The sequence below is a fragment of the Leifsonia sp. McL0607 genome, assembly GCF_049993355.1.
Taxonomy (GTDB): domain Bacteria; phylum Actinomycetota; class Actinomycetes; order Actinomycetales; family Microbacteriaceae; genus Leifsonia.
Map to the genome: position 1 here is coordinate 724,536 of NZ_CP188253.1, position 19,882 is coordinate 744,417.

The window sequence follows — 19,882 nt, forward strand, 5'->3', positions numbered from 1 at the left end:
GCGCCCATCTCAGGCGCCCATCTCAGGCGCCGATCTCAGGCGCCGGACTCGGGCTCGCTGCCGTCGCTGTGGAGCGGAACGAACAGCAGGTCGCTGCCGCCGAACGTGAGAATCCCCGCGAAGGCGACCGGGATCGCCCGGGTCACTCCTCGTCGTCGCGCTCCCAGGGCCAGCGCGGCCGGCCGCGCTGGCGGAACCGGCCGACGAGCACGAGCTGATAGAGCAGGGTGACGATGAACGCGGCGACGCCGACCGTGATCGCGTAGGCACTGCCCAGCTGGCCCACCGCGAACAGCACGAAGTGGAGGACGTCGCCCGCGACGAACGCGCCCGCCACTCCCCCGGCCACGCAGTACGCGAGGAAGCAGGCGATCCCGGAGCCGATCGCGGTGAGCGGCGCGATGCGCTGCTCATCGCCGGGCACCCGCGTGCCGGTGACGATCAGCACCACCAGAAGAACGGCGACGGCGGCGCCGGTCATGATCGGTCCGACCAGCGGCCCGGCCGCCGGGTCGGCGATCACCTCGGTGTCGGTGGCGAGCGAGATCAGACCGAAGGCGGCCACCAGCAGGGCCAGGTACAGGCCGGCCGCGAAGCACGCGACGACGGTCGCGTAGGCGCGGTCGTCACGCATGGCGCTCAGTGCTCCTCGACTCGGTGCTCCCCGGCTGGGACCGGTCAGTACCCCTGCTGCGCGTAGGCGTTGGCGGCCTGGTTCTGCGCGTCGGCGACCTGCTGCTCGTAGTCGGCCTGCGCCTCCGCGTTGCGGGCTTTGAGCTTGCGGCCGCGGGCGGCGAGCCAGGCGCCGGTCCAGATGGAGACCTCCCGGGCGATCACGCCCGCGAGGACGGCGAACGGGGCGACCCACGCCTGGCGGAGCAGGAGCTGCTGCTCGCCGGCGTTTCGCTGGAAGAACTGGTTGTCCAGCAGCACAGCGCCGATGTAGACGAGGTAGACGAAGATCGCGACGAACAGGCCTCCGAGGATGTAGGCCCACCAGCGCGCGCGGTTGATGATCTGGATCAGCACGACCAGGCCGACGAAGAAGGCGACGATCGGCGCCCACCCGGCCAGGCGACTGGTGAAGAACTGGATGAGGGACGGGATGAAGTCGCTGCTGGGGGTCAGCATCGCGCCGACCACGACCACGGCAACCGCCCAGAGCACGGCGAACAGCACCGTTCCGACCAGCGCGATCAGGATGCCGACGCCGCGGTTGCTCTTGCGCGTGGGCGGTTCGGGGCGCTGCAAGAAGATCGGCGCGACGGGCTGCGGCGCGATCGGGGGCGCCGCGGCCGGCTCGGGAGCCCAGGTCGCCTCGCCCGGCTGGGCGGCGTAGGCGGCGGTGGCGACTGCGGGCGTCTGGGCGTCGGGCGTCGGGCCGGCAGCCTGCTGGCCGGCGATCTGCTGCCGGGCGGCCTCCCCCGCGATGATGACGGGTGCGGCCGACTGCGCGGGCGATGCCGTGTCGACGGTCGCATCGCCGGCGGCAGTCGGCCCGGACTCGCCGTTCGTGCGCGCGACGGCAGCCGCGATGTCGTCGTCGGAGGCCGTGACGGGCTCCGGCTCGATTGCCGGTGCGGGAGCGGCGGGGGACGGTGTCACCGGGGTCACCGGCGCTCTCTCGTCTGCTGGACGGTTGACGTGACCGCGAGCGGCGACCGGTCCAGACGGCGGGGCGGCCATATCCGGATCGGTGTCGCGCGGCTCGGCGGAGCCGTTCGCAGCGGACTCGGGTGGCTGTCCGGCTGGCGCCGGGTGGGCAGCGGCCGACGCGGCGGCCGGCTCGAGGTCAGGCGCGTCCCGCCCCGCATCGGCCCGCTTGTCAGCGGATTCCGGTGTCGTGTCGCTCATGCTGGCACTCCTCGCTCCGCCCCGATGGGCACCTCTCCGTGGTGCCACTGTAGCAATGCTGCGAGGCAAGTCCAGGGAGGTGGTGCCGGTCACTTGGCGGGCGTCGACGCGGGCGTGGAGGCGGGATGCGCTGGATCGGCGAGAACGTAGACGAGTCCTTTGACCCGTGTACGTGATCGCCGACGCGCCACTGCTGCCGGCCGCACCTGGACTGCCCTTGCCTTCGTTGCCGGAGAACTCGGTGACGAGCACCAGGCGCGTCACGCGCTGGAGGGCGCCGAAGAACGCGACGGCAATGTCCGTGGTGCCGTCGACGCCGATCGTGACCGGGATGGCGACGAAGTTGCTCTGCGTGATCAGCGAGTTCGTCGTCGTCTTCGGGGATTCCGGCTTCGCCGGGGTGGCAGCGGTGGGGGTCGGCGTCGGGGTGGGTGACGGCGAGGCGGCGCCCCCCGAGCTCGGCGCCGTCGACGCCGGCGCGGCCGGCGGCGTGTACGCGACAGCATCGCCCGCATCGAAGTGCGAGATCGTCGTCCCTGTGCTCGCCGCGAGTGCGCGCAGGTCGACGAGCAGCTCGTCCAGGGACGGGCTCGCCGGAATGGACCGCTGCAGGTCGGTGAGCTGCACCTTGAGCTCCGTGAGGTTCGCGCCGGCCGGCGCGGCGCGGGCGCGTGCGAGCTGCTGCGCAGTGATCCCGCCGCGATCGAGCAGATCGAGCACGACGGACTCCTCCGAGGCCGTTTCGCTCGCGTCCAGGTACTCGATGGGCAGGTTGCCGTGAAGAATGAGGATCTCGGTCATGGAAGCCACGGGGACCTCCTCGGATAGCAGCCGAGTACGCGCATGATCGGTCAGAAACGGCCGAGTACACGGAGAATCCGCGTACTCGGGTGTTAGCGGCGGCGGAGGTCTCCGCGGCGGCTGGCGAGGTAGACGAGGACGCCGGCGAGCACGGCGCAGGCCATGGTGGTCAGCCAGTGCGGGAGGGTGACGGCGGCATTCCCCGAGACTGCTTGGACTATGCCCACGACGAAACTGACGACGGCGACGAGGAGCGCGACGGCGGCGAAGCCCAGCATCGAGCGACCGACCGTGTCCGTGTACTCCAGAAGCTGCCTCCACACGCCTTCCATTGTCGCCTGCGCGTCACGCGACGCAGTGACGATGTACGCATACGCGTACAAATGCTTAAACGTACGCGTTCGCGTACCAGAGCCGCTGTGTACGCATTCGCGTACGTTACGGATGGTGTACGCTTTCGCGTACATGACAAGAATGTACTTGCTCGCGTACATTTCAATCGTTCCGAGGAGGTCGACATGGGCATCTCTGCTTACGACTTGGGCACATGGCTGAAAAGCCGTCGGCGCGAGTTGAACCTGACGCAGGAAGAGCTTGCTCAACGCGTCGGCGTCGCACGCCAGTGGGTCGTACGCCTGGAACGGGGCAACGCTCGCGCCGAGCTGGGGCCTCTTTTGCGCACCTTCACCGAGCTGTCTCTCGAACTCAGGTTGGAGCCTCAACAGATCCGAAATGGTCTCGACCTGAACGACTATGTGCAGTCGTTCACCGGTGAACCCACGTGGTGATGAGACGACTGGCCGTCTTCATGAACGACGACCGCGCCGGAACGCTCTCCTGTGAAGTACGGGCCTCGACATTCCAATACGACGACGAATATCTCCGGGGGCCAGAGGCGACTCCCCTCTCCCTGTCCATGCCATTGCGGCGAGGCGAGCATCCCTCAGGCACGGTTCAGCCCTTCCTCTGGGGGCTCTTGCCCGATAACGCCGAGACCCTCAGGCGCTGGGCGCTCCTCGCACGGCCGCACGCAGACGAGAACAATGCGTTCTCGCTGCTCGAACACTATGGGCGTGACTGCGCAGGGGCGGTGCGGTTCTTCCCCATGTCCGACCTCGAACAAGCGCAGCGAGAAGAACCGACGGAATGGCTGACAGAGCACGACATCGGCGAGCATCTCGAGGACTTGCGGCAGGATCCCGACTCGTGGTCATTCGAGGATGACGACGGCCGATTCAGTCTCGCCGGCACCCAGGCGAAGTTCGCTCTTCTTCGGGAGGACGGTCGGTGGGGCCGCCCTCGTGGCTCCACTCCGACCACGCATATCTTCAAGCCGGGAATGCTGCAGTTTCGGTCGAGCGCGCTCAACGAGCACCTGTGTCTCAGAATCGCATCCCTCGCAGGTCTTCCTGCCGCTCGAAGCAGAATCGAGTCCTTCGAGGGACACGTCGCCATCGTCGTGGAGCGTTACGATCGGCGCCGCACCTCAGATGGGCTGACCCGGCTGCATCAGGAGGACTTCTGCCAGGCCCTCTCCGTCCCGCCTGCCCAGAAGTATCAGGAGGACGGTGGCCCGAGCCTCCTGCGAATGGCGGAGCTCATCCGCGATGCGCAGCGCTCAGACGAAGCTCGGGCGACGATCACGCGCCTCCTGCTCGCGACAGCGTTCAACTGGCTGATCGCAGCGCCGGACAGTCACGCGAAGAACTATTCGATTCTGCTGCATGATCGGCACACCGCTCTCGCGCCGCTGTATGACATCGCAAGCCTCGCGCCCTATAAGCGATACCGTCCCGATCGCGCGAAAATCGCGCAGAGTGTGGGCGGTCATTACCGTATCGCTGACATCGGCCGTGAGCAGTGGTCAGCTGAGGCACAGCGCCTCGGACTCGCCGATGAGATGTTCCTGGAGTCTTTGCGCGGGAGGAGCGAGAGGGTCCTGACCTCGATCGACGCCGCCTGCGCTGAGCCTGCTTCTCTTGCCGCCGACGCTGAGTTCGTCGCGCAGTTCCGGGAACGGGTCACAGGCAGAGTCCGCCAAGGAATCGCCGCGCTCTGACCGCCCCGACACGCACGAAGGCCCCCGGCACTAGCCGGGGGCCGTCATGATACGAGCTACCTACACGCTCAGTTGTAGGTGCCCGGGGTGTAGTCGTCCGAGCTGAAGCTGTCGAAGTCGACGAAGCTCAGGTCGTTCTCGCTGAACGCGGAGTCGTCGGCGAAGATGCGGTTGGGGTACCGTTCCGCCTTGGCCTCCTCCGTCGCCTCCACGGTGACGTTCCGGTAGCGCTGCAGGCCGGTGCCGGCCGGGATGAGCTTACCGATGATGACGTTCTCCTTGAGACCGATCAGCGGGTCGGACCTGCCCTCCATGGCCGCCTGCGTCAGAACGCGGGTGGTCTCCTGGAATGACGCGGCCGACAGCCACGACTCGGTCGCCAGCGAGGCCTTGGTGATGCCCATGACCTCCTGACGGGCCGACGCCGTCTTCTTGCCCTCGGTCAGAGCCGCGCGGTTGATCTCGTTGTACCGCGAGCGGTCGACGAGCTCACCCGGCAGCAGGTCGGTGTCGCCATGGTCGACGACAGTGACCTTGCGGAGCATCTGACGGACGATGACCTCGATGTGCTTGTCGTGGATCGGCACCCCCTGCGAGCGGTAGACGCCCTGCACGCCGCCGACGAGGTGCTTCTGCACCTCGCGGACACCCTTGACCCGGAGGACCTCCTTCGGGTCGACGGTGCCGACGATCAGCTGCTGGCCGAGGTCGACGCGCTGTCCGTCCTCCACCAGGAGGGTCGAACGCTTCAGCACCGGGTAGACGTGCGGCTCGTCGCCGCTGTCCGGGGTCAGGATGACCTTGCGGGACTTGTCCGTCTCCTCGATGACGATGCGGCCGGCGGCCTCGGCGATCGGGGACGCACCCTTGGGGGTGCGCGCCTCGAACAGCTCCTGCACGCGCGGCAGACCCTGGGTGATGTCGTCCGCGGAGGCCGAACCACCCGTGTGGAAGGTACGCATGGTCAGCTGCGTGCCGGGCTCACCGATCGACTGGGCGGCGATGATGCCGACCGCCTCGCCGATGTCGACGAGCTTGCCGGTCGCGAGCGAACGGCCGTAGCAGGCGGCGCAGACGCCGACTGCCGACTCGCAGGTGAGCACCGAGCGGACCTTGATGTCGGTCACCCCGGCGGCCACCAGCCTGTCGATGAGCACGTCGCCCACGTCTTCGCGGGCCTTCGCCACGACGGTGCCGTCGGTGCCCACCGCGTCGGCCGCGAGTGTACGCGCGAACACGGAGTTCTCGACGTTCGGGTCGCGGGTGAGGGTGCCGTCGGCGCCCACGGTCGCGATCGGGAGGTCGAGCCCCTTGGTCGTGCCGCAGTCGTCCTCGCGGATGATGACATCCTGCGAGACGTCTACCAGACGACGGGTCAGGTAGCCCGAGTCGGCCGTACGGAGAGCCGTGTCGGCCAGACCCTTACGGGCACCGTGCGTCGCGATGAAGTACTCCGCCACCGACAGCCCCTCGCGGTACGAGGAGATGATCGGACGAGGGATGATCTCACCCTTCGGGTTGTTCACCAGACCACGCATACCGGCGATGTTGCGCACCTGCAGCCAGTTACCACGGGCACCCGACGTCACCATGCGGTTGATGGTGTTGTCGGCCGGGAAGTTGGCGCGCATGGCCTCGGCCACCTCGTTGGTCGCCTCGGTCCAGATCTTCACCAGCTCCTGGCGACGCTCGAGGTCGGTCGTGAGACCCTTCTCGAACTCCGCCGTGATCTTGGCGGCCTTCTTCTCGTAGCCGGCCACGATCTGCGCCTTGTTCGGCGGGGTCAGGATGTCGCTCAGCGACACCGTGACGCCCGACCGGGTGCCCCAGTAGAAGCCGGCGTCCTTGATCCGGTCGAGCGCCGCGGCGACCTCCACCTTCGGGTACCGCTCGGCCAGGGCGTTGACGATCGAGGAGATCGTGCTCTTGTCGGCGACATCCTCCACGTAGGGGTAGTCGGCCGGGAGCGCCTCGTTGAAGAGGGCGCGGCCCAGCGTCGTCTCCACGATCGCGGTGATCGGCTCGGCACCGGTGTCGGCCGCGTCGGAGGGCACGTAGTCGTCCAGGCGGATCTTCACCTTGGCGTTCAAGTGCAGGCTTCCCTGGTCTTTCGCGAGGATCGCCTCGGAGACCGAGGAGAACGCGCGACCCTCGCCCACGGCGCCCTCGCGGACGGTGGTGAGGTGGTGTAGACCGATGATCATGTCCTGCGAAGGCAGGGTGACCGGGCGGCCGTCGGACGGCTTCAGGATGTTGTTCGAGGCGAGCATCAGGATGCGGGCCTCGGCCTGGGCCTCCACCGACAGCGGAAGGTGCACGGCCATCTGGTCGCCGTCGAAGTCCGCGTTGAAGGCGGCGCACACCAGCGGGTGGAGCTGGATGGCCTTGCCCTCGACGAGCTGCGGCTCGAAGGCCTGGATGCCGAGACGGTGCAGGGTGGGCGCACGGTTCAGGAGGACGGGGCGCTCACGGATGATCTCCTCGAGCACGTCCCACACCTGCGGACGCGAGCGCTCCACCATGCGCTTGGCGGCCTTGATGTTCTGAGCGTGGCTCAGGTCGATCAGGCGCTTGATCACGAACGGCTTGAACAGCTCCAGAGCCATCTGCTTGGGCAGACCGCACTGGTGCAGCTTGAGCTGCGGACCCACGATGATGACCGAACGGCCCGAGTAGTCCACCCGCTTGCCGAGCAGGTTCTGGCGGAACCGGCCCTGCTTGCCCTTCAGCATGTCGCTGAGGGACTTGAGCGCGCGGTTGCCGGTGCCCGTGACCGGGCGGCCGCGGCGGCCGTTGTCGAACAGCGCGTCGACGGCCTCCTGGAGCATGCGCTTCTCGTTGTTCACGATGATCTCGGGGGCACCGAGGTCGAGCAGGCGGCGCAGACGGTTGTTGCGGTTGATCACGCGGCGGTAGAGGTCGTTCAGGTCGGAGGTCGCGAAGCGGCCACCGTCGAGCTGGACCATCGGACGCAACTCCGGCGGGATGACCGGGACGACGTCGAGGACCATCGCGGCCGGCGAGTTGCCGGTCGCCAGGAACGACGACACCACACGCAGGCGCTTGATGGCGCGGATCTTCTTCTGACCCTTGCCGTTGGCGATCTGCTCGCGCAGCAGCTCCGCCTCGGCGGCCAGGTCGAAGGACAGCAGGCGGCGCTTGATCGCCTCGGCGCCCATGAACGCCTCGAAGTACAGGCCGTAGCGGTCGACCAGCTCGTTGAAGTCGGCGTCCTCCGGCTTGAGGTCGCCGACCTTGAGGGTGCGGAAGGACTCCCACACGCGCTCGAGACGGGCGATGTCCTCGTCGTAGGACTTGCGGATCTGGCCCATCTCCTTCTCGGAGCTGTCCTTGACGCGACGCTTCTGGTCGGCCTTGGCACCTTCCTCCTCGAGGGCGGCGAGGTCGGTCTCCAGGCGCTGCAGACGCTCGGCGACGCGGGCGTCGCGCTGGTCGGCCAGCGTCTTGATCTCCAGGCGCAGCTCGTTCTCGAGGCCGGGGAGGTCGGCGTGACGGCCGTCCTCGTCGACCTCGATCACCATGTACGCGGCGAAGTAGATGACCTTCTCGAGGTCCTTAGGCGCCATGTCGAGCAGGTAGCCGAGGCGGCTGGGCACACCCTTGAAATACCAGATGTGCGTGACCGGCGCGGCCAGCTCGATGTGCCCCATGCGCTCACGGCGCACGGAGGACTTGGTGACCTCCACGCCGCAGCGCTCGCACACGATGCCCTTGAAGCGGACGCGCTTGTACTTGCCGCACGAGCACTCCCAGTCGCGGGACGGGCCGAAGATCTGCTCTCCGAACAGGCCGTCCTTCTCGGGCTTCAGCGTGCGGTAGTTGATCGTCTCGGGCTTCTTGACCTCGCCGTAGCTCCAGCGACGGATGTCGTCAGCGGTGGCCAGTCCGATACGCAGCTCATCGAAAGTTGTTGCGTCGAGCAATGTTCACTCTCTCCTGTAAAAGAATTCGTCAGGTGGGTCTGGCTACCGGGTCAGATCTCGTCGATCGACGACGACTCGAACCGGGAGGAGATGTTGATGCCGAGCTCCTCCGCAGCGCGGAAGGCCTCGTCGTCGGCGTCGCGCAGGCTGACCGCCTGGCCGTCGGCCGAGAGGACCTCCACGTTCAGGCAGAGGGACTGCATCTCCTTGATGAGGACCTTGAAGGACTCCGGGATGCCCGGCTCCTGGATGTTCTCACCCTTGACGATGGCCTCGTACACCTTGACGCGGCCGAGGATGTCATCCGACTTGATGGTCAGGAGCTCCTGGAGCGCGTACGCGGCTCCATAGGCCTCGAGGGCCCACACCTCCATCTCACCGAAGCGCTGACCACCGAACTGCGCCTTACCACCGAGCGGCTGCTGGGTGATCATCGAGTACGGGCCGGTCGAACGCGCGTGGATCTTGTCGTCGACCAGGTGGTGCAGCTTCAGGATGTACATGTAGCCGACCGACACCGGGTCCGGGTAGGGCTCGCCGGAACGGCCGTCGAACAGCTGCGTCTTGCCGGACGAGCCGATCAGACGGTCGCCGTCGCGCGTCGGGAGGGTCGAGTCGAGCAGACCCGCGATCTCCTCCTCCCTGGCACCGTCGAACACCGGGGTCGCGACCTTGGTGTTGGGCGCTGCGGCGTGGGCGGACGTCGGGAGGTCGGCGGCCCACTTGGGCTTGCCGGAGATCTCCCAGCCGTTCTTCGCGATCCAGCCGAGGTGGATCTCGAGGACCTGACCGAAGTTCATTCGACCGGGGACACCCAGCGGGTTGAGGATGACGTCGACAGGCGTGCCGTCCGCGAGGAACGGCATGTCCTCCACCGGGAGGATCTTCGAGATGACGCCCTTATTGCCGTGACGGCCGGCGAGCTTGTCACCCGCGGTGATCTTGCGCTTCTGAGCGATGTAGACCACCACGCGCTGGTTCACGCCGGAGCCAAGCTCGTCGTCGCCGTCCTGCGAGTCGAAGACCTTGACACCGATGATGGTGCCCTCCTCGCCGTGCGGGACCTTGAGGGAGGTGTCGCGCACCTCGCGGCTCTTCTCGTTGAAGATCGCGCGGAGCAGGCGCTCCTCGGCCGACAGCTCGGTCTCGCCCTTCGGGGTGACCTTGCCGACGAGGATGTCGCCGGGGCGCACCTCGGCGCCGATACGGATGATGCCGCGCTCGTCGAGGTCGGCCAGGAGGTCCGGGCTGACGTTCGGCAGGTCGCGGGTGATCTCCTCCTTGCCCAGCTTGGTGTCGCGGGCGTCGACCTCGTACTCCTCGATGTGGATCGAGGAGAGGGTGTCGTCCTTCACCAGGTTCTGGCTGAGGATGATCGCGTCCTCGAAGTTGTGACCCTCCCACGGCATGAACGCCACGAGCAGGTTCTTGCCGAGCGCGAGCTCGCCGTTCTCGGTGGCCGGGCCGTCTGCGACGACCTCGCCCGCCTCGATCCGGTCGCCCTCGTCGACGACCACGCGGTGGTTGTACGACGTGCCCTGGTTGGAGCGGTCGAACTTGCGCAGGTAGTAGGTCTTGATCGTGCCGTCATCCGCCTGGACGGTGACCGCGTCGGCCGAGACCTCGGAAACCACGCCGGACTTGTCGGCGGTGACCACGTCACCGGCGTCGATGGCCGCGTAGCCCTCCATACCGGTGCCGACGACCGGGCTCTCCGAGCGGAGCAGCGGCACCGCCTGGCGCTGCATGTTCGCACCCATGAGGGCTCGGTTGGCGTCGTCGTGCTCGAGGAACGGGATGAGGGAGGTACCCACCGACACCATCTGGCGCGGGGAGACGTCCATGTAGCCGATCTCGTCGGCGGGGATCAGGTCGACCTCGCCGCCCTTCTGACGGGCGAGCACGCGCTCCTCGACGAAGTGGCCGTTCGCGTCGAGCGGGGCGTTGGCCTGCGCGACGACGAAGTCGTCCTCCTCCGAAGCGGTGAGGTAGTCGATCTGCTCGGTCACGCGACCCTCGACGACCTTGCGGTACGGGGTCTCGATGAAACCGAACGAGTTGATCCGCGCGAACGACGCGAGCGAGCCGATCAGACCGATGTTCGGGCCTTCCGGCGTCTCGATCGGGCACATGCGGCCGTAGTGCGACGGGTGCACGTCGCGGACCTCGACGCCAGCACGCTCACGGCTCAGACCACCCGGGCCGAGCGCCGAGAGACGGCGCTTGTGGGTCAGACCCGCGAGCGGGTTGTTCTGGTCCATGAACTGCGACAGCTGCGAGGTTCCGAAGAACTCCTTGATCGCGGCGACGACCGGTCGCACGTTGATCAGGGTCTGCGGGGTGATCGCCTCGATGTCCTGCGTGGTCATTCGCTCGCGGACGACGCGCTCCATGCGGCTCAGGCCCGTGCGGACCTGGTTCTGGATGAGCTCGCCGACGGCGCGGATGCGACGGTTGCCGAAGTGGTCGATGTCGTCGGTGTCGAGACGGATGTCGGTCTCGATGCCGTTGCGCAGGCCCCTGAATTTGGTCTGACCATCGTGGAGAGCGACCAGGTACTTGATCGTCGCCAGGATGTCCTGGACGGTCAGCACGGAGTCCGTCAGCGGGGCCTCCAGACCCAGCTTGCGGTTGATCTTGTACCGGCCGACCTTGGCGAGGTCGTAGCGCTTCGGGTTGAAGTAGAAGTTGTCCAGCAGCGCACGCGCGGCCTCGGCGGCGACCTGCTCGCCCGGACGCAGCTTGCGGTAGATGTCCTTCAGCGCCTCCTCCTTGGTGAGGATGGCGTCTTTCTCGAGGGTCAGCTCGATCGACTGATAGCCGGCGAACTCGCTGAGGATCTCCTCGCTGGTGAGGCCGAGGGCCTTGAGGAACACGGTGACCGACTGCTTGCGTTTGCGGTCGATGCGGACGCCGACCTGGTCGCGCTTGTCGATCTCGAACTCGAGCCACGCGCCGCGGCTCGGGATGACGCGCGCCGAGTAGATGTCCTTGTCGGACGTCTTGTCGGCTGCGGCCTCGAAGTAGACGCCAGGCGAGCGGACGAGCTGCGAGACGACGACACGCTCGGTGCCGTTGATGATGAAGGTGCCCTTCTCGGTCATGAGCGGGAAGTCGCCCATGAAGACCGTCTGGGTCTTGATCTCGCCCGTGAGGTGGTTCATGAACTCGGCCTCGACGTAGAGCGGGGCCGCGTAGGTCTTGCCCTTCTCCTTGCACTCGTCGATCGAGTACTTCTTCTCCTCGAGGAACGGGTTCGTGAACGAGAGCTGCATGGTCTCGCCGAGGTCCTCGATGGGAGAGATCTCCTCGAAGATCTCCTCGAGGCCCGTGTTGGCGGGCAGATCTTGACGCCCCTGGGCCTCGGCTTCGGCGACGCGTGCCTTCCACGCGTCGTTTCCGACCAGCCAGTCGAAGCTCTCCGTCTGCAGAGCGAGCAGATCGGGAACGGTGAGGGTGTCCGTGATCTTGGCGAACGAAAGACGAGACGCGGCTCGTCCGTTCTTGGGTGTCTTGTCAGTGTTGGTTGCGTTGCGCGCAGCAGCCAAGGAAATAACCTCCGTGGGCCCCGTCGGGCGAGTTACTGTCGGTCGAGATGTGGTGTTATGAGGGACGAGGACTCCCAGACACGTCGCGCGGCGCCGTATCTGACCCGGTGAACCGGGCCCAGACGCGTGCGTGGAAAGTCAGAGCCGACCGCAATATGAAGGCAAGGGTGTGCGCTGGGAGCGCAAAGAACCACTATATGTCAAACTGACGCGCCCTGTCCAGTCTTTTTCTTGACCCGCCCCGCACCCCAGGTGTATAACCACCCAGCGCTGCCCCAGCGCTGCGCGCCAAGCCCCGCGAAGAGTGAGTTGTTGCGGGTATCCCCGGGAGGATACCCGCAACAACTCACGTTTCGGGACCGGTCAGGAGGTGGTCAGAGTGAGGGCCAGACCGTTGAGCGCCTTCTCGTTCTTCGCGAGGACATCGTTGTCGATGTTGGTGATGTCATCGCACGCCTGGTGGTAGCACGGCGCGAGGTAGACCTTCGGGTCTTTCGAGACCGTGCCGATGCCGGTGGTCGGGACACCCGCGAGGTGGAAGGGATTCCCGTCGCTGCCCGTCACCGCGTCGAACGACTCGAGGAACTCTGTTCCCGCCGGGTACGCGTTCCGCAGTTGCTTCTCCAGCTCGACCTCCTCGGGGGAGAACGTGAGATCCTCAGCCCACGACTGGGCCGACTCGTCATACGTTGCACTGCCGGACTTGTCCGCGTCGACGATGCTGACGATACCGCCCTTGGTCGCCAACATATCGGCATTCACATACGCGGACAGAGTGGACTTGTCCGCGTCGCTCAGCGACTCGACGTAGTTCCGCGAGCCCTTCAGGCCCTGCTCCTCCGCATCCCAGAACGCCAGACGCAGGGTCTTCACCCGGTCCTTCGCACCGACGTTGGACGCGGCGATCGACAACAGAGCGGCCACACCGGAGGCATTGTCGTTCATGCCCGGGCTGCCGAACTGGGGCGTCGAGGTGCTCGTGGCGTCGGACGGCGGAGTCTTGGCGTCGACGCCGGGGACGCCGATGGAGTCGTAATGCGCGCCGAACATCACCACGTTATCAGACCGGCCCTTGACCACGTCGACGATGATGTTGTAGCCCTTGTACTTTGTGCCGTCCTCGGTCGCGCCCTCGAACCCCACCATATTGGGATACAATCCCATGTCCCGAAGTTCCTTGACGATGTAATCCCCGGTCGCGATTCCGCCCGAGGATGCGACCGCACGGTGGCCCCCGTGCTCCGACGCGATCGCGGAGATCTGCGTCAGAACACGAGTGGTCTGCCCCTTCTCGCCGGGGGAGAGGTCCGCGTCCGAAGCTGAGGCACACCCCGCGAGCAGGGCACCCGCGGCAACCGCGGCGACGACACCGAGCGAGGCACGGCGAGCGCCGCGACTGCTCTCGGACAGTGCACGAATATCTTTGTAATGTTTCATAGTGTGTGACGTTAACGGAAAAGATTTTACATGCATAATCGCGCAGCTGAAGGGGCGCCTTTTCGCCGAGCGGTCCGCCAGGTCAGTGCAACCGCGGCGGAAGGGAGTCGACGGTCGCGAACACTGCCTCTTCACGGGACCGGGGACTCCAGCCGAGGAGCGTGCGCGCTTTCGCGGACGACCCGTTGCGGTAGACGCCGATGTCGGACAGCGAGCCGCGGACCCGCCTGCTGAACGGGGCGGCGGCCTTGATCACCCACGACGGCATCATGCCGGTGTGCACGCGATCGCCCGCCGGCGAGCCGAGGTGACCGCGGATCAGCAGGGCGAGCTCCGACGCGCTCAGGGCGTCGCCGGCGGTCGCGAGGAACCGCTCGCCCGCGGCCTCGGGTCTTATCATGGCGAGTAGGTGCAGACCCGCGACGTCGCGCACGTCCACGACGCCGAAGTACACGTCGGGCAGCCGTGGGAGGCGGCCCTCCCGCACCAGCTTCACGAGCTCGACCGAGCTCGAGTAGTCGGGGCCGAGCACCGGGCCGAGGATGCCGACCGGGTTGACGGTCGCGAGCTGGAGGTCGCCTCCTTCTTCCCGGATGAAGGCCCACGCCGCCTGCTCCGCGAGCGTCTTGGAGCGGACGTAGGCGCTGATCGGGCGGCCGCTGTCGAGCTCGGTCCAGTCGACCTCCGTGAAGGGGCGATCCGTCGGCGCGTGGCCGTAGCCGATCGCCGCGAACGACGACGTGAGGACAACCCGCTCCACCCCTGCGTCCCTGGCGGCGCGGAGAACACGCAGGGCGCCCTCCCTGGCCGGACGCACCAGCTCGTCCTGATCCTTCGGCTCAGTCATCGGAAACGGGGAGGCGACGTGCAGCACGAATCGGCAGCCGGCGACCGCCTCGGGCCAGCCGGCGTCGTCCAGGAGGTCGGCGACCGCGAACTCCAGTCGGTCCCCCGCGTCCGGACTGCCTCCGGCGGCGAGCTGCGCGCGCACGTCGGCCGCCCGCTGCGGCGACCGGATCGTCGTGCGGACCTCGTAGCCCGCCTCCAGCAGCGCGAGCACGCAGTGCGCACCGACGAACCCCGACCCACCCGTCACCAGCACACGATCCACCATGACGACATCCTCCTCCGCCCCGGCGGGCGACGGTAGGCGGCTACCGGCGGACCAGGGCGATGGCCTGGGCCCGGGACTTGACTCCGAGCTTGGCGAAGATGGCGTTGATGTGCGTCTTCACGGTCGAGCCGCCGACGAACAGGGCGGAGGCGATCTCGCCGTTGCTGAGGCCGTCGGCGACCAGGCCGAGGACCTCGGCCTCCCGCCGGGTGAGCGTCGGGAACCGGACGAGAAGGGCGTCCGCCCGGTCGGCCGCCCGGGCCGGCGCAGGAGCGGTCAGCGAACCGACGATGCGCGCGCCGACCTCCGGAGCGAACGTCGACTGCCCACGGGCGACCGCCCGCACCGCTGCGGCCAACTCGGCGCGGCCGGCGTCCTTCGTCAGATAGCCGCGGGCGCCGGCTCGCAACGCGGTGAGGATGGACTCGTCGTCGGCGAACGTCGTCAGCACCAGCACGGCGACGCCCGGCGCATCGCGCGTGATCCGCTCGGTCGCGCCGACCCCGTCGAGCACCGGCATGCGGAGGTCCATCAGCACCACGTCGGGACGCTCGGCCACCGCGAGCGCGACGGCCTCCGCACCGTCGGCGGCTGCGCCCACGACCTCCACATCGGGCAGGAGGCCGAGCACCGTGACGAGACCGTCGCGGATGATCGCCTGGTCGTCGGCGACGACGACGCGGATGCGGGTCTCGCCGTCGGCCTCGGCGCTCGTGCCCGCGCTCCTGGCTCCGCTCATGCCAGCCTCGCCTCGGCCGTCACCGTGAACCGCCCGTCGTCGCAGGCCGTGACCACCGAGCCGCCGAGCGGGAGGGCGGCGAACCGCTCGCGCATGCCCTCCAGACCGTGACCGCCTCCCGAGGTCGCGAGCCCGGCCGCTCGCGTCGGAGTGTCGGTGTCGGCGACGGCGTTGGGGTCGGCGGCGGCGGGCGGCGCGACCAGCGGCGAAGAGACGGTGAGCAGCACCCGCTCAGTCTGCCAGTCGAGGCGGGCCTCGACCGGAGCGCCGGCGGCATGCTTGCGCGCATTGCTCAGCGCCTCCTGCAGAGCGCGTTGCACTGCGGTCGCCTGCCCCGAGCCGAGCGACCGAGGCGCGCCGGTCACGTGGAGGTCGGCGGTGCCGCCGAGCGTGCGGTGAGCGGCCACGAGGTCGTCGAGGGCGGCGCGGAGATCGGTGGAGGTCACAGTCGCCTCCACGGCGGAGCGCTCAGGATCGCGCAGCGCGGCGACCGCCCTCCGCGCCTCCGCGAGCCCGTCCGCCGCCAGCCCGCGCGCGACGACGACGCGGTCGCGCGCCGCAGCGTTGTCGCCGGCCTCCAGCAGGGCGTCGACGGCGTCGAGCTGGATGACCAGCCCGCCGAGGCTGTGCGCGAGCACGTCGTGGAGGTCGCGCGCGATGGCCACGCGCGCGGCCTCCTCGCGCATCTCGAGGTCGCGTTCGCGCAGGAGCGCCGCCTGCTCCTCTGTGGTGCGGAACTGGCGGCGGCTCAGGCCCGCGAACGCGGCCAGCACGATGCCCGCCATCTCGCCGAGCACCGCCGCGACGGGCGACCCGAACGGCACGGCGCCGACCGCGACCAGGGCGGCGCACGCCGCCGCGACCGCCCCGCCCAACTGCACGGGCCGCTCCGGGTCGCCGATCAGGTACAGCACGGCGACGGCGGCCGGCACGATCGCGAGCCCGTCGGTCGCCGGGGCGACGAGTGCGCCGGTGATCGCCGCGACGAGGCTCAGCGCCAGCGCCGCGCGCCTCCACCCCGCGAAGCCGAGCACCGCGCGCAGCGCCCAGGCCGCCACGGAGGCGAGAGCGACGACCAGCACCCACACCGGGCGATCCTCGGTGTGGGTGCGCAGCAGCGACCAGCCGACGGCGACGGCGCCGAGCAGGTTCAGTACGAGGGCGAGCAGCCCCGGTCTGGTCCAGAAGTCCACGAGACCATCATGCGGCGAGCGCGGCGTGCCGATCGAGACGCGCCGCGAAGACGGCGGTGCGCGCAGCGCGGTTGGCAGCGAAAACCAGGAATATGACGCCGGTCGCGGTCGCCAGGTGAGACCCGGCAGCGGAGGCGAGGACGTCCACACCGATGCGGACGGCGATCACGACGATCCAGAGCACCATGCCCAGCACGCCGGTTCTCGACTCGTAGGTGGCGACGTACCGGGCGTCCTTGCCGAGCCGCAGCGGGGCCTCCAGCCGACGGAACTGGGCGATCGCGCCCATCCACGCGCCCACAGCGAGGGACAGCACGATCTCGCCGACGACCACGGCGATGTCCAGCGGCGTGAGCGAGGAGGGCTTGACCTGCTGCACGATCGTCACGAGCCCGACCACCGCCAAGATCGCGGGGAAGCGCCACATCGTGGCGATCGAGACCGGACGCCACGTCAGCTGCCGGTAGCCGACCCAGCAGATCAGCAAGAGGATGAGGATCGCGTTGGTCAGCGTCTGGACGGTCATGGAGGTCAGGTCCTTCCGGCCGGCGGATCCGGCCACTCCTCCAGGGTCGTCGTCGGGCGCGGCGGGCGGGACCTCCCGGCGGCGGAGAACGGGTGGAGATGCGGGTGGAGGCCGGGTGGAGGCCGCGGGCTACGCTGGTGCCGTGCCCCAGAACCCGTCGGTCCCGTCGGTCGTCCTCGCCGAGAGCGGCTACCTCGCCAGCATCGAGCCCGACCGGTTCGTCCCCGGCGCGTACCAGCTGATCGTCGACGGGACACCGCAGTCGCACGTCGATCTGGACGACCCGAGCCGTCTGTTCTTCGAGTACGTGCAGCGGATGGGCAACGTCATCGACCTGATCGGGGACCCCGGGCAGCCGATCACCGCCGTTCACCTGGGCGCCGGCGCGCTGACCCTGCCGCGCTACGTCGCGTACACGCGGCCGGGGTCGCGGCAGCAGGTGGTGGAGCTGGAGAGCCGGCTCGTCGAGCTCGTGCGCGAGAACCTGCCATTGCCGCGCTACGCGCAGATCCGCATCCGGCACGGCGATGCGCGCGCGGTGGTCGGCAAGCTCCCATCCGGCCTCCGCGGGGAGGTCGACCTGCTGGTGATCGACATCTTCAGCGGCTCGCGGACGCCCGCGCATGTGACGAGCGTGGAGTTCTACCGGTCGGCGGTGTCGCTGCTGAAGCCGGACGGCATCGTGCTCGTGAATGTCGCGGACGGACCTCCCCTGATGTTCGCGCGCAGCCAGGTCTCGACCCTCGACGCCGTGGTGGAGAACGTGGCGGCGCTGGCCGAGACGCAGGTGCTCAAAGGGCGTCGCTTCGGGAACGTGGTGCTGGTGGGGTCGAACTCGCCGCTGCCGCTGGAGTGGCTGCCGCGCCTGCTGGCAAGCGGGCCGCATCCCGCGAAGGCCGTGGCTGGCGAAGAGCTGCGCACGTTCGCCGCCGGAGCGCCCATCGTGACCGACCAGACGAGCGTGCCGTCGCCGCCGCCCGCCCGCAGCATCTTCCAGAGCGGCACGCGCCGCGACTAGCGCCGCAACGAGTCGGCAGGACACGCCGCGGCGCCGCGCCGTCAGGCGGCGTGTCCTGCCAGTTCGTTCGCGCGGAGGTCAAGCGTGCCGGAAGAGGACGGTGTTGCCGGGGCGCAGTTGCGCGAAGGTGTCGAGCGAGCGGTCGGCGATGACCGCGATGACCGGGTAGCCGCCGGTCACGGGGTGATCGGCCAGGAGGACGGTCGGGCGGCCGTCCGGTGAGACCTGCACCGCTCCGGCGACCATGGGCTCGCTCGGCAGCTCTCTCGTCACCGCGCGCTCGAGCAGCACCGGAGGCGCGGGCTCCACGCCGGCCGCATGCGCGGGAACGCGCGGCGGGTCGAGTCGCACACCGACACGGTCGCCGTCGGCGCTCACCCGCCACTCCGTCGTGAAGAACGCGTGGAGCGCGGCGGAGGTGAACCAGTCCGCGCGGGGTCCGCGGTGGGCGCGCACCTCCACGAGCGCCTCCCCCGGCCCGACGAGAGGGACGAAATCGACCGCCGGCACGGGCGTCGCCGGCTCCGCGCCGATCGGGAGGAGGTCGCCCTCCCACAACGGGGCGGGCCCGAGCCCGGAGAGCGTGTCGCGCGAGCGGGAGCCGAGCACCGCCTCCACCTCGATGCCGCCGCGAACCGCGAGGTAGGTGCGCATTCCGGCCGCGGGCTGCGCGATGCGCAGCAGGGCGCCGGCCGCGGCGTGCACGGCGGTATGCGCGTCGACAGGACGACCGTCGAGGAACAGCCGCGACGGTGCGCCGGTCACGGCGAACCACGCCGGCGCCTCGAAGCGCGCTGCGAAGCCACCGAGCAGGATCTCGACGCAGGCCGCGGACTCGACGTTGCCGACCAGCCGGTTCGCCAGCCCGAGCGCGCCACGATCGAGTGCGCCCGACCGACTCACCCCGACCGCCGCGTGCCCCGGCCGGCCGAGATCCTCGACCAGCGCGAGCGGACCGGGCTCGACGACACGCACCGCTCCCCCGCTCACGACGCGGCCTCCACGAACCGCACCTCGATGCCGGGGCGGAGCAGGGCGGGCGGGTCGGCGGACACGTCCCAGAGCGCCGCGTCCGTGCGGCCGATGAGTTGCCAGCCGCCGGGGCTCGATCGCGGGTACACACCGCTGAACTCGCCCGCCAGCCCGACCGACCCCGCAGGGACGGCGGTCCGCGGTGTCGCCCGGCGCGGCACGCGCAGGCCGTCGTGGTCCGTCACCAGGTAGGCGAAGCCCGGTGCGAAGCCACCGAACGCGACGCGCCAGCGGGAGGCGGTGTGCCGTTCGACGACCTCCCGCGACGTGATGCCGAGCAGGGCCGCCACCTCGGCCAGATCGTCGCCGTCGTAGCGGACGGCGAGCTCCACCACCTCGTCCGCTGCCGCCTCGGGAGGCTCCGGCACCGTGCGCTCGATCCAGCCGCGCGCGGCGGCCGGGGGCAGCACGTGCGGATCGATCAGGACGGCGATCGTGCGGGCCGCCGGGACGATGTCCACGACACCCGCAGGCCTGGTGCGTTCGAGCGCCTGGAATATCCCGAGCACCAAGTCCAGCTCCGCCCCGGTGTCGCCGCTGCGGGCCTCCAGTTCGACCAGCAGCGCGCTGTCGCCGTAGCCCAGGACCCGGATCGCCCCGTCGCCGTTCGCCCCCAC

Annotated in this window: 15 protein-coding genes; 3 read left to right on the plus strand and 12 right to left on the minus strand. The window is 68.9% G+C overall.

The window, feature by feature from the left end; translation table 11 throughout:
* Positions 1-142: 142 nt before the first annotated feature.
* The 3 genes from ACPPVW_RS03540 to ACPPVW_RS03550 form a co-directional block, all read right to left on the minus strand.
* A complete protein-coding gene (locus ACPPVW_RS03540) occupies positions 143-634 on the minus strand; it encodes a DUF6121 family protein (RefSeq protein WP_426625160.1) in 492 nt (163 codons plus the stop codon).
* Positions 635-678: 44 nt separating this feature from the next.
* Positions 679-2,655, minus strand: coding sequence for a hypothetical protein (locus tag ACPPVW_RS03545; RefSeq protein WP_426626244.1), 1,977 nt, complete (start codon positions 2,653-2,655; stop codon positions 679-681).
* Between the two features lie 92 nt (positions 2,656-2,747).
* On the minus strand, positions 2,748-2,978 hold the full coding sequence (locus ACPPVW_RS03550; RefSeq protein ID WP_426625161.1) for a hypothetical protein: 231 nt from the start codon (positions 2,976-2,978) through the stop codon (positions 2,748-2,750).
* A gap of 195 nt (positions 2,979-3,173) precedes the next feature.
* Between ACPPVW_RS03550 and ACPPVW_RS03555 the strand changes: the two genes are divergently transcribed.
* Together ACPPVW_RS03555 and ACPPVW_RS03560 are read left to right on the plus strand one after the other, a co-directional pair.
* Entirely contained in the window at positions 3,174-3,443 is a 270-nt protein-coding gene (locus tag ACPPVW_RS03555; protein ID WP_426625162.1) for a helix-turn-helix domain-containing protein, read from the plus strand.
* The gene (locus ACPPVW_RS03560) at positions 3,443-4,714 is read left to right on the plus strand and encodes a type II toxin-antitoxin system HipA family toxin (RefSeq protein WP_426625163.1); all 1,272 of its coding nucleotides are present in this window, start codon (positions 3,443-3,445) and stop codon (positions 4,712-4,714) included. The genes ACPPVW_RS03555 and ACPPVW_RS03560 overlap by 1 nt, the downstream gene beginning before the upstream one ends.
* Before the next feature lie 68 nt (positions 4,715-4,782).
* Here ACPPVW_RS03560 and rpoC read toward each other — a convergent pair whose 3' ends face one another.
* The 7 genes from rpoC to ACPPVW_RS03595 form a co-directional block, all read right to left on the minus strand.
* Positions 4,783-8,658, minus strand: coding sequence for a DNA-directed RNA polymerase subunit beta' (rpoC, locus tag ACPPVW_RS03565; RefSeq protein WP_426625164.1), 3,876 nt, complete (start codon positions 8,656-8,658; stop codon positions 4,783-4,785).
* A gap of 50 nt (positions 8,659-8,708) precedes the next feature.
* A complete protein-coding gene (rpoB, locus tag ACPPVW_RS03570; protein WP_426625165.1) occupies positions 8,709-12,206 on the minus strand; it encodes a DNA-directed RNA polymerase subunit beta in 3,498 nt (1,165 codons plus the stop codon).
* Between the two features lie 363 nt (positions 12,207-12,569).
* Entirely contained in the window at positions 12,570-13,352 is a 783-nt protein-coding gene (locus ACPPVW_RS03575; protein ID WP_426625166.1) for a M20/M25/M40 family metallo-hydrolase, read from the minus strand.
* Positions 13,353-13,725: 373 nt separating this feature from the next.
* On the minus strand, positions 13,726-14,757 hold the full coding sequence (locus ACPPVW_RS03580) for an SDR family oxidoreductase (protein WP_426625167.1): 1,032 nt from the start codon (positions 14,755-14,757) through the stop codon (positions 13,726-13,728).
* A gap of 40 nt (positions 14,758-14,797) precedes the next feature.
* Entirely contained in the window at positions 14,798-15,496 is a 699-nt protein-coding gene (locus ACPPVW_RS03585; RefSeq protein ID WP_426625168.1) for a response regulator, read from the minus strand.
* The gene (locus tag ACPPVW_RS03590) at positions 15,493-16,689 is read right to left on the minus strand and encodes a sensor histidine kinase (protein ID WP_426625169.1); all 1,197 of its coding nucleotides are present in this window, start codon (positions 16,687-16,689) and stop codon (positions 15,493-15,495) included. The genes ACPPVW_RS03585 and ACPPVW_RS03590 overlap by 4 nt, the downstream gene beginning before the upstream one ends.
* 7 nt (positions 16,690-16,696) lie before the next feature.
* Entirely contained in the window at positions 16,697-17,215 is a 519-nt protein-coding gene (locus tag ACPPVW_RS03595) for a hypothetical protein (protein WP_426625170.1), read from the minus strand.
* Between the two features lie 142 nt (positions 17,216-17,357).
* Between ACPPVW_RS03595 and ACPPVW_RS03600 the strand changes: the two genes are divergently transcribed.
* On the plus strand, positions 17,358-18,233 hold the full coding sequence (locus ACPPVW_RS03600) for a spermidine synthase (protein WP_426625171.1): 876 nt from the start codon (positions 17,358-17,360) through the stop codon (positions 18,231-18,233).
* 78 nt (positions 18,234-18,311) lie between these two features.
* Here ACPPVW_RS03600 and ACPPVW_RS03605 read toward each other — a convergent pair whose 3' ends face one another.
* Together ACPPVW_RS03605 and ACPPVW_RS03610 are read right to left on the minus strand one after the other, a co-directional pair.
* Entirely contained in the window at positions 18,312-19,223 is a 912-nt protein-coding gene (locus tag ACPPVW_RS03605) for a biotin-dependent carboxyltransferase family protein (RefSeq protein WP_426625172.1), read from the minus strand.
* Complete coding sequence (locus ACPPVW_RS03610) at positions 19,220-19,882, minus strand: 5-oxoprolinase subunit B family protein (RefSeq protein WP_426625173.1); 663 nt, start codon at positions 19,880-19,882, stop codon at positions 19,220-19,222. The genes ACPPVW_RS03605 and ACPPVW_RS03610 overlap by 4 nt, the downstream gene beginning before the upstream one ends.

Excerpts from the sequence above, each read along its gene's own strand:
- ACPPVW_RS03540 (WP_426625160.1), bottom strand. The coding sequence starts at position 634 with ATGCGTGACGACCGCGCCTACGCGACCGTCGTCGCGTGCTTCGCGGCC.
- ACPPVW_RS03545 (WP_426626244.1), bottom strand. The coding sequence starts at position 2,655 with ATGACCGAGATCCTCATTCTTCACGGCAACCTGCCCATCGAGTACCTG.
- ACPPVW_RS03555 (WP_426625162.1), top strand. The coding sequence starts at position 3,174 with ATGGGCATCTCTGCTTACGACTTGGGCACATGGCTGAAAAGCCGTCGG.
- ACPPVW_RS03560 (WP_426625163.1), top strand. The coding sequence starts at position 3,443 with ATGAGACGACTGGCCGTCTTCATGAACGACGACCGCGCCGGAACGCTC.
- ACPPVW_RS03575 (WP_426625166.1), bottom strand. The coding sequence starts at position 13,352 with ATGGTGGGGTTCGAGGGCGCGACCGAGGACGGCACAAAGTACAAGGGC.
- ACPPVW_RS03580 (WP_426625167.1), bottom strand. The coding sequence starts at position 14,757 with ATGGTGGATCGTGTGCTGGTGACGGGTGGGTCGGGGTTCGTCGGTGCG.
- ACPPVW_RS03585 (WP_426625168.1), bottom strand. The coding sequence starts at position 15,496 with ATGAGCGGAGCCAGGAGCGCGGGCACGAGCGCCGAGGCCGACGGCGAG.
- ACPPVW_RS03595 (WP_426625170.1), bottom strand. The coding sequence starts at position 17,215 with ATGACCGTCCAGACGCTGACCAACGCGATCCTCATCCTCTTGCTGATC.